The organism is Chitinophaga vietnamensis (assembly GCF_902167635.1).
Lineage (GTDB): Bacteria > Bacteroidota > Bacteroidia > Chitinophagales > Chitinophagaceae > Chitinophaga > Chitinophaga vietnamensis.
This window is the reverse complement of sequence record NZ_CABHMS010000014.1, coordinates 1-3,160: the sequence shown is the minus strand read 5'-3', so window position 1 is coordinate 3,160 and position 3,160 is coordinate 1. Positions and strand designations below refer to the sequence as shown.

The 3,160-nt window shown below is 47.7% G+C and carries 2 rRNA genes; both read left to right on the top strand.

The window, feature by feature from the left end:
• Window positions 1-62: 62 nt before the first annotated feature.
• Window positions 63-2,944: ribosomal RNA gene (locus tag FPG75_RS25905) — 23S ribosomal RNA — on the top strand.
• A gap of 92 nt (window positions 2,945-3,036) precedes the next feature.
• A 5S ribosomal RNA gene (gene rrf, locus FPG75_RS25900) occupies window positions 3,037-3,148 on the top strand.
• The last annotated feature ends 12 nt before the right edge of the window (window positions 3,149-3,160 follow it).

Sequence of the window (3,160 nt, the reverse complement as noted above, 5' to 3'; positions counted from 1 at the left end):
AAGTTCTTTGACATATTGGGAAAACAAGTTGTATATAGGTAGTAATACTGAATACAAAAATATTTAAAGCGAATAAGGGCGCATGGTGGATGCCTAGGATCTAAGAGGCGAAGAAGGACGTGGTAAGCTGCGATAAGCTACGGGGAGCTGCAAACGAGCATTACATCCGTAGATTTCCGAATGGGACAACCCGGTACGCTGAAGGCGTATCACCCGCAAGGGAGCCAACGCAGGGAACTGAAACATCTAAGTACCTGCAGGAAAAGAAAATAATAATGATTCCCCCAGTAGTGGCGAGCGAACAGGGAAAAGCCCAAACCGGGTCGAAGCAATTCTACCCGGGGTTGTAGGACTACTTTTAGAAAGTCAGATCAAGTTGAATCATCTGGAAAGATGAGCCGTAGCAGGTGATAGCCCTGTAGACAGAAATTCTGATGGACGTGTAGTATCCTGAGTAGCGCGGGACCAGAGGAATCCTGTGTGAAACTGTCAGTACCATCTGATAAGGCTAAATACTCCTTAGATACCGATAGTGAACCAGTACCGTAAGGGAAAGGTGAAAAGTACTCCGAACAGGAGAGTGAAATAGTTCCTGAAACCGTGCGCTTACAAGCGGTCGGAGCTCGCAAGAGTGACGGCGTGCCTTTTGCATAATGAGCCTACGAGTTACTCCTTACTGGCGAGGTTAAGGTCTTCAGTACCGGAGCCGCAGCGAAAGCAAGTTCTAACAGAGCGTATAGTCAGTAGGGGTAGACGCGAAACTTTGTGATCTATCCATGGGCAGGATGAAGGTTGGGTAAAACCAACTGGAGGTCCGAACTCATTAGCGTTGAAAAGCTATGGGATGACCTGTGGATAGGGGTGAAAGGCCAATCAAACTGAGAGATAGCTCGTTCTCCCCGAAATGTTTTTAGGAACAGCCTCGGATATAAGACGTGTTATAGAGGTAGAGCTACTAATTGGGCTAGGGGGCTTCACCGCCTACCAAACCCTAATAAACTCCGAATGCTATAACATAATCTCCGGGAGTGAGGCTGTGGGCGCTAAGGTCCATGGCCGAGAGGGAAATAACCCAGACTAACAGCTAAGGTCCCTAATCGTATGTTAAGTTGAACAAACGCGGTTCAAATCCTAAAACAGCCAGGATGTTGGCTTGGAAGCAGCCATTCATTTAAAGAGTGCGTAACAGCTCACTGGTCGAGGGTTTGGGCACGGAAAATAATCGGGCATCAAACATACAACCGAAGCTTTAGGCCTAGTATTTAGGTACTAGACGGTAGGGGAGCATTCTAAACTGCATAGAAGGTGTGTCGCGAGGCATGCTGGAGCGTTTAGAAAAGAAAATGTAGGCATAAGTAACGATAAATAAGATGAAAAATCTTATCGCCGTAAGACTAAGGGTTCCTGATCAACGCTAATCGGATCAGGGTTAGTCGGGTCCTTAGGCAAAGCCGAAAGGCGTAGCTGATGGCAAACTGGTGAATATTCCAGTACCTGCAATAATTTCGATGGGGTAACGGAGTAGTGAAAGGACTGCGCACTTACGGAATAGTGCGTTAAAGGGTGTAGTTAAAGAGATTGTAGGCAAATCCGCAATTTCTGATGAACCTGAAAGTACAGCAAAGCTTCGGCCGCGCTGATAATGTCCCTAATCAGACTTCCAAGAAAAACCTCTAAGGTTAGGTTATTGCAGCCCGTACCGTAAACCGACACAGGTAGTCGAGGAGAATATCCTCAGGCGCTCGAGTGATCCGTGGTAAAGGAACTAGGCAAATTGACGCTGTAACTTCGGGATAAGGCGTACCATAGCGATATGGTCTCAGTAAAATGGTCCAACCAACTGTTTAACAAAAACACAGGGCCCTGCAAAATCGAAAGATGACGTATAGAGCCTGATACCTGCCCGGTGCTGGAAGGTTAAGGAAGGGTGTTCGGGGTAACCCAAAGCTCCTGACTGAAGCCCCAGTAAACGGCGGCCGTAACTATAACGGTCCTAAGGTAGCGAAATTCCTTGTCGGGTAAGTTCCGACCTGCACGAATGGTCTAATGAGTTGGACACTGTCTCTACCACGAGCTCGGTGAAATTGTAGTATCGGTGAAGATGCCGGTTAATCGCAACGGGACGGAAAGACCCCGTGAACCTTCACTACAACTTAACATTGATTTTGAATGCCAGATGTGTAGGATAGTTGGGAGACTGTGAAGCAGCTTCGCCAGGAGTTGTGGAGTCATCGTTGAAATACCAACCTTCTGTTATTTAGAGTCTAACCCGTGCAAGCGGGGACATTGTTTGGTGGGTAGTTTGACTGGGGTGGTCGCCTCCTAAAAGGTAACGGAGGCTCGCAAAGGTACCCTCAGTACGGTTGGTAATCGTACGCAGAGCGCATTAGTATAAGGGTGCTTGACTGTGAGGCCCACAAGCCGAGCAGGTGCGAAAGCAGGCTAAAGTGATCCGGTGGTTCTGTATGGAAGGGCCATCGCTCAAAGGATAAAAGGTACTCCGGGGATAACAGGCTGATCTCACCCAAGAGCTCATATCGACGGTGAGGTTTGGCACCTCGATGTCGGTTCGTCACATCCTGGGGCTGGAGAAGGTCCCAAGGGTTCGGCTGTTCGCCGATTAAAGTGGCACGTGAACTGGGTTCAGAACGTCGCAAGACAGTTCGGTCCCTATCTGTTGTGATCGTTAGTAAATTGAGGAGACATGACCTTAGTACGAGAGGACCGGGTCGTACGTACCGCTGGTGTATCTGTTGTGCCGCCAGGTGCAGTGCAGAGTAGCTATGTACGGACAGGATAAACGCTGAAAGCATCTAAGCGTGAAACCTGCTTCAAGATGAGTTTACTTTTAAGGGCCGTCGCAGACTACGACGTTGATAGGTTGCAGGTATACAGGTGGTAACATCAAAGCCGAGTAATACTAATTGCCCGTAAGCTTTAATTTTCTTTATTACTTGACTGGCTAAGACCAGTGGATCTATATACAACTTTCCCTTTATGTTATCTTATTAGTTTGCTGTAAAGCAAAGAAGATCTTATGGTGGTTTTGCCGAGGGTGTTCACCTCTTCCCATTCCGAACAGAGAAGTTAAGCCCCTCATGGCCGATGGTACTGCACCACAATGCGGGAGAGTAGGTAGCTGCCATATTTATTTGAAAAG